The organism is Sulfurovum sp. bin170, from assembly GCF_010892395.1.
Classification (GTDB): Bacteria; Campylobacterota; Campylobacteria; order Campylobacterales; family Sulfurovaceae; genus UBA1140.
The window spans coordinates 1-6,751 of the sequence record NZ_JAACKB010000069.1 but is presented as its reverse complement, the minus strand read 5'-3'; the positions used below and the strand labels follow the sequence as shown (position 1 = coordinate 6,751).

6 protein-coding genes are annotated in these 6,751 nt (G+C 39.3%); 5 read left to right on the top strand and 1 reads right to left on the bottom strand.

The features are described 5' to 3' along the window. Window positions 1-387: 387 nt before the first annotated feature. The 5 genes from GSY74_RS01625 to GSY74_RS01605 are packed head-to-tail and all read left to right on the top strand — an operon-like array spanning window position 388 to window position 2,050. Window positions 388-651 (top strand): BrnT family toxin, encoded by a 264-nt coding sequence (locus GSY74_RS01625; RefSeq protein WP_164663374.1) that lies wholly within the window; start codon window positions 388-390, stop codon window positions 649-651. Beyond that, window positions 652-924, top strand: a complete 273-nt coding sequence (locus GSY74_RS01620) for a hypothetical protein (RefSeq protein WP_164663373.1) — start codon at window positions 652-654, stop codon at window positions 922-924. Further along, window positions 925-1,353, top strand: coding sequence for a hypothetical protein (locus tag GSY74_RS01615; protein WP_164663372.1), 429 nt, complete (start codon window positions 925-927; stop codon window positions 1,351-1,353). Between the two features lie 10 nt (window positions 1,354-1,363). Beyond that, window positions 1,364-1,543, top strand: a complete 180-nt coding sequence (locus GSY74_RS01610) for a hypothetical protein (RefSeq protein ID WP_164663371.1) — start codon at window positions 1,364-1,366, stop codon at window positions 1,541-1,543. Window positions 1,544-1,552: 9 nt separating this feature from the next. Continuing rightward, window positions 1,553-2,050 carry a YgjP-like metallopeptidase domain-containing protein gene (locus GSY74_RS01605; RefSeq protein ID WP_164663370.1) on the top strand — a complete coding sequence of 166 codons (498 nt, stop codon included), beginning with the start codon at window positions 1,553-1,555 and terminating at the stop codon, window positions 2,048-2,050. Window positions 2,051-2,122: 72 nt separating this feature from the next. On the opposite strand, the gene gltB is transcribed toward GSY74_RS01605, so the two are convergent. Beyond that, window positions 2,123-6,529, bottom strand: coding sequence for a glutamate synthase large subunit (gene gltB, locus GSY74_RS01600; protein WP_164663369.1), 4,407 nt, complete (start codon window positions 6,527-6,529; stop codon window positions 2,123-2,125). Window positions 6,530-6,751: the final 222 nt, after the last annotated feature.

Here is a 6,751-nt window from a genome sequence, read left to right as displayed (position 1 = left end):
CATGGCTAAATATTTCACACCTATACGAATGAAAAACCAAAATTTTCCATAACCCTCAAAACTTTTTTCGGTGGGCTTAAAAGCAACCACCCTACAACTGATAAACTTATGAATATGTATTACTTATGTTAGCCTTATTTAGATTAAATAAATCTCAAAAAGTGAACCTTATCGCACTTTTTTAATTGATTTATAACTTTTACTGTATTAACATATAAATATCAATTATATTTAGTTTAAATATATTTTAAATGCTACTATAGATAGTATACAACGGGTGTAGGCAAAAAAGTAGTACCACATAAAACCAAAAGAGCATAATTTTTAAATTAACATTTATTTATATATGCTATAGTATATATGATAATGATTAGATAAAGGTTTAATATGTACTTTTGGAATGAAGAGAAAAATGCTATATTAAAAGCTACCAGAGGAGTTAGCTTTGATGATGTGGTTTGTGAGATGTCTCAAAATGGTATTTTAGATAACTATAAACATCCCAATAGCGAGAAGTATCCCAACCAATATATCTATGTGCTATCACTTAATGGGTACATTCACTATGTCCCTTATGTCATAGATGGAGAGGATATTTTTTTGAAAAATATTATTCCAAGTAGCAAACTAAACAAAAAATACAAAGGATAGATGATGAAATATGACAATGAAGAGCTAGAAATCTTAGAAGCAATCGAAAATGAAAATATAGAGTCTGTACCTTTTGATAATGAAACCATAAAAAATCACGCTTCCAAAACACTGAAGTATCTAGGTCAAAAAAAACAGATTAGCATCAATATGAAGCAGTCTGATTTGAACTTTTTGAAACAGAGAGCCAGTGATATTGGTATATCGTATCAGAATATTATACAAGCGTTGGTACATAACTACACTACTGGTAAGTTGGAGTTAAAGATTTAGATGAGAGAGACAGAAGAGACAGTGGTAACATCAAAACCCCTATCCACCATAGATAAAAAACTAAAAGAGAAATTCGCCGAAGACATCGCCAACCAAAGCTCACTAATGGATGAGATAGGAAAACTACTTATCACCGTAGAGTTGGGAACTCCTGCTCTCTATGCTACCGTGCTGAAACTTATATCTGGAGATGGTGCTATGTTAGAGAGTGGGTTTACTCTTGGCTTGACCTTTTTTCTTTGGTTTGGGGCTTTGGTATTGACATTTTTAGCCATATTTCCCAAACCACACAGGGTAGATAGTAGCAGACTAGATGAGATAGAGGCGTTTTATAATGAGAGTGCAAAACATAAAGCACGGATGTTGATGTGGTCTATGGTGTTGTTTTTTGTGGGGATTGGGTGTTCGGTATGGACGATAACTGTTTAAAAGGAAAGAGATGTCAGAAAATAGAGTAACAATAGAGTGTTTTAAGTGTGGAGAAGAGTTTACAAAGCTTATTCCTAAAGAGGAGCAAAAAGGTGTTCATTTTGTCACTTGCCCTTTTTGTGGGGTGGAGAGTAAGATAGAGTTTGAGGTTAATCGTCTGGTGGATATTTATAGGTCACGGAAAAGATAAGTGTGGTAGATGAAACTAAAATATTTAAACAACTACTCAGAAAACCTACAAAACCAAATCAGAGAGCTTATAGAAAAAGATAAGCTCTCAAGCTATCTACTCTCGAAATACCCAAAAAAACATAGCTACCAAACCGACAAAGCCCTCTACAGCTATACCCAAGAGTTCAAAACTCGATTTTTAAAAAAACAGACTCTATCTAAAGTGATTTATGATGGTAAAATCAATGTCATTCATGATGCACTGGGCGTACATACATTTATCTCACGCGTTCAAGGTGGAAAGCTTAAAGCAAAAAATGAGATACGCATCGGTACGGTTTTTAAAAACATGCCTGAGGAGTTTTTACGGATGATAGTGGTGCATGAGTTGGCTCATTTTAAAGAGAAGGAGCATAACAAGGCTTTTTATAAGTTTTGTACTTATATCGAACCTGCTTATCATCAGTTGGAGTTTGATTTGAGGGTTTATTTGACTTATGTTGATAGAGTTGGGAGACTCTATTAGACAAAACTCTTAATGAAAGAGTTAAACTTAACCCCTCTTCCTCTTTACCAACCAACCTCTAAGAGATTGGCTCTATTCCCCTTTCTTCTCTACAATCAATCTCTCTCTCATATCTTTAGGAGCTACCATCCAAAAGTTACTAATTTCAATTCTAAAGTTATCTAAAATTTCCCCAGCTTTTTTACTCCCAGTCTCATCATAATACTTTTGTAGTAGTCGCTTCATCGTAAACATCTCTTGGTCTCTCTCATCGGTATCTATTCTCACCGCTTCAACCATCTCTCTGTTTACTTTTTCAAAAAATGTAAGATTTTTATCATAGACAAATGCCAAACCACCTGTCATTCCAGCACCAAAGTTTGAGCCTGTATCACCAAGGATCAGTACCGTTCCCCCTGTCATATACTCACAAGGGTGGTCACCTGTCCCCTCTACTACGGCATTTGCCCCAGAGTTACGCACAGCAAATCTTTCACCCACCGAACCTGTGATATAGAGTCGCCCCCCTGTTGCACCATAGAGGCAAGTGTTTCCTGCCAATGAAGCACCTTGGAGTGGAGAGGTGATGGTGATGGAACCACCACTCATCCCTTTGCCGACATAGTCATTACCTGCACCTTCTAGTTTGATATTGATACCCTCACTTAAAAATGCTCCAAGTGATTGACCTGCTTTTCCTCTTAGATTGAGGTTGATGGTATCTCTTGGTAGACCTATGTCACCGTAGAGGTTGGCTATCTCTCCAGAGATTCTAGTAGCAAAACTTCGCTTGAGGTTGTCAATCTCTAAATCTAAAGTGATAGGGGTTACTGGCTCTTTAATGACTGACATCAACTCTTCTACCAACCCTTTTTCGAACTCATTTTTATCATAAGGTTCATTAAATGGCTCTTGACAACTGTTCACTCCATCAAGTTTATAGAGTAGCTTTTCAAATGAGAATTTTTTGGCAAACTCATCATCTATTACTTTTAAGAGGTGGTTTTTACCTACTATCTCTTCAAGGGATTTATACCCCAATGATGCCAAAATCTCTCGAACATCTTCACCCAGTAGATTGAAGTAGTTGACCACTTTTGCAACATTCCCTGTAAACTTCTCTCTAAGTCGCTTATCTTGTGTAGCTACACCCACACCACATGTGTTGAGGTGGCAGACACGGAACATTCTACACCCTACAAGCACCAATGCACCTGTACCAAAAGCGAACTCTTCGGCTCCAAAGATAGCTGCTTTGACTACATCCAAACCTGTTTTGAGTCCTCCATCGGTCTCTAGGGTTACTTTTTCTCTTAGACCATTGGCTTTGAGAGCGTTATGTGCCTCAATCAGCCCCAACTCCCAAGGGTTTCCTGCGAACCTTATAGAGCCAACAGGAGCTGCCCCTGTACCACCATCTGCACCCGAGATAATGATTTTATCAGCGTAACATTTTGCCACACCTGCGGCGATTGTTCCAACTCCTGCTGATGAGACCAGTTTGACAGCCACTCTGGCTTTTGGGTTTATCTGTTTCATATCAAAAATCAGCTGTGCCAAATCCTCAATAGAGTAAATGTCATGATGTGGAGGAGGTGAGATGAGCGTCACCCCTGGTTTGGTATATCTTAGTTTGGCAATCAGTGGCGTTACTTTTGACCCAGGGAGCTGTCCACCCTCTCCTGGTTTTGCCCCTTGGGCGACTTTTATCTGAATCTCTTCGGCAGAACGAAGATACTCTGGGGTCACTCCAAATCGTCCAGAGGCTATCTGTTTGATTTTGGAGTTTAACTTTGGGTTATGCAGTCGTGCTTTATCTTCACCACCCTCACCAGAGTTGCTTTTGGCTCCGATACTGTTCATCGCCATCGCCAGTGTCTCATGTGCCTCTTTTGAGATAGACCCCATCGACATTGCAGCCGATGAGAATCGTTTGAATATATTCTCAATAGGTTCAACCTCATCTATGGAAATCGCCTCTCTATCACTGTTTAGTTCAAAGAAATCACGGATAAACTTCTTGTCTCTTTTATCCACCAATATCTTTAGTTTCTCATATTCAGCTTTGTCACCTGTATCAGCAGAACTTTGCATCGCATTGATGGTCGCTCGTGAGAAGTCATGGAACTCTTCACCTTTTTTATATTTATAGAATCCACCTTTGTATAGTGCTTTGCTTTTATTCTCAAAGGCATCGGTAAAGGCTCGTTGATGGTTGCTATTGAGTCGTGCTTCTATATCCTCATAACATAGACCAGAGAGGAACCCTTGTGAACCTACAAAACAATCCTCTACAATCCTATCACTAAGACCAATAATATCAAAGAGTTTGGAGTTTCGATAACTTGCAAGGGTAGAGATTCCCATCTTGGACATGATTTTAAGCACCCCTGCACCGATGGCTCGACGAGATTTTTTGAGGGTTAATTTTACAGCCTCTTCGTCACCATCTGCCAACTCCCCAATGGTATAAGAGAGTAGATAAGGGTAGATAGTTGTCGCACCATACCCCAACATTAACGCTGCGGAATGGGGGTCAAACACCTCACCTGTCACAGGGATAATACTGGTTAGGTGTCTTAGATTGGCATGGAGAAGCTCTTGATTGAGACGACCTATCACCATCAGCATCGGTATTGCTTTATGATTACTGTCTAATCCTCTATCATCCAACACAATGGTTCGGATTTCATTCTCTTTTACCTCATTGACAATGGTTTCCACCAAGCTATAGAGGCTCTTTTGCAGGTCAGATTGAAATGCAGTGCTGTAGCTTTTTGCTTTGTAACATGAGTTATATTTCTTATGGTTCTCATCACCAAACTCCAAAAAGAGTTTTAGTCTCTCTTCGGACATAATAGGAATGGTGGTCTTGATGCGTCTGGTATGCACCTCTGTCTCTTCAAGTACATTGACAATCGCTCCAAAACCAGTGTTGAGACTCATCACACTCTTTTCACGGATAGGGTCGATTGGTGGGTTGGTCACTTGGGCAAATTTTTGTCTGAAGAAGTCGGTAAAGTTTCTCTGCTCATTGGAAAACGCTGCTAGGGGTGTATCATCCCCCATCGCCGCCGTGGTCTCTTTGCCCTCTTTTATCATCGGTCGGATGACCTCTCTTAGCACCTCCAAGGTGTAGTTGAAGTATCGCTGTCTCTCCTCCATCTCTTTGTGATTGATAGGGTCTAACTCTCCTTCAAACTCAAACTCTTGCAGGTAGGTAATGCCTTTGAGCCATTTTCCGTATGGCTGACCCTGTTTGATATAGTCATTAATATCGGTATTGGTTAGTACTTTACCATCTTTGAGGTCAAGCCCCATCATCTCACCTGAGTTTAGTTTTCCTCTTTTGAGAATATCTTCATCTTTTATATTGAGTACCCCATACTCCGAAGAGATAAGCAGTCTATTGTCTTTAGTAATAATATATTTAGCAGGTCGTAGTCCATTTCTGTCGATAACACAACCGATAAACCGACCATTGGTCATGCTCACGGCGGCTGGTCCATCCCACGGCTCAAAACAGGCACTGGTATACTCATAAAAGGCTCTAAGTTCGGCATCCATATGTGGGGCATTGTGCCACGGTGCAGGGAGTAAGGCTCTAGCAGATTTAAAAAAGTCCATATCGTTAGCGTGTAGGAACTCCAAAAAGTTATCAAGACTTGCTGAGTCACTCATATCATCTTGGATAATATCAGCGATTCTTTTCAACTCTTCATCAGAAAAAACCTCCGATTTTAGAGAGTCTGTTTTGATGGCGACATTAAATCTATTGGCAGTTACAGAGTTTATCTCTCCATTGTGGGCAATAGCTCTAAATGGTTGAGCAAGTCTCCACTGTGGCAAGGTATTGGTTGAGAATCGCTGATGAAACAGTGCAAATGAGATTTTGAACGCCTCATCTTGTAAATCAATATAGAACTCTTTGATGTGTGTTGGCATCACCAACCCTTTGTAGGAGATGGTTGAGCTAGAAAAAGTGGTGATGTAGAGGTCACTTTTCCCTTTGAGTTCATGCTCAATCTCTTTTCGAGTCAAATAGACCATTGCCTCAAATCGTTTATATGACATAATGGTGTTGGGTTTGACAAAAATCTGTGTAATCGTAGGAAGTAATTTAAGTGCATAAGCTCCCAAGGCATTGGTATCAGTAGGCACGGCTCTTTGCATAATAATTTTGAGGTCGTTCTTGTCACAGTAGCGTTCAAATATCTCAAACTCTCTCTCGTCGCTATTAAAGACCATCGCAATTGCGTATTGTTCAGGCAATACAACACCCTGTTTTTTTGCCTCTTTTTGCATAAATGCTCTGGGCATAGAGAGTAGAAGTCCTGAACCATCCCCACTCTTGCCATCCGCCGCAATTGCCCCTCGGTGCATCATTCTCTCTAGTGATGTAATCGCATCTTCTAAATTTTGATGTGTAGGCGTATTGTCAATCGAAGCCAATAGACCAAAACCACAGTTGTCTTTGAACGAAGTAAAAAGATTTTCCATAAACTAACCTTTGTTAAAAATGTGATAGGTTATAACTATAATAAATAGTTATCCCTTTAAATAAGGTCGATATTATCGAAAGAGCTTTAAACTAATGCGTGGATTTATACTTAATATAAGAAAAGCAAAAAATGAGGATGTTATTGTTACCGTTTTAATCAATAATATAATACTATTAGTGATGAATACTTTATTTTTTATCGTTATTTTAAGTTAAAAAAT

What these genes read in the sequence shown, in the direction of transcription:
- GSY74_RS01620 (WP_164663373.1), top strand. Translation starts at nt 652, where the DNA reads ATGATGAAATATGACAATGAAGAGCTAGAAATCTTAGAAGCAATCGAA.
- GSY74_RS01625 (WP_164663374.1), top strand. Translation starts at nt 388, where the DNA reads ATGTACTTTTGGAATGAAGAGAAAAATGCTATATTAAAAGCTACCAGA.
- GSY74_RS01615 (WP_164663372.1), top strand. Translation starts at nt 925, where the DNA reads ATGAGAGAGACAGAAGAGACAGTGGTAACATCAAAACCCCTATCCACC.
- gltB (WP_164663369.1), bottom strand. Translation starts at nt 6,529, where the DNA reads ATGGAAAATCTTTTTACTTCGTTCAAAGACAACTGTGGTTTTGGTCTA.
- GSY74_RS01605 (WP_164663370.1), top strand. Translation starts at nt 1,553, where the DNA reads ATGAAACTAAAATATTTAAACAACTACTCAGAAAACCTACAAAACCAA.
- GSY74_RS01610 (WP_164663371.1), top strand. Translation starts at nt 1,364, where the DNA reads ATGTCAGAAAATAGAGTAACAATAGAGTGTTTTAAGTGTGGAGAAGAG.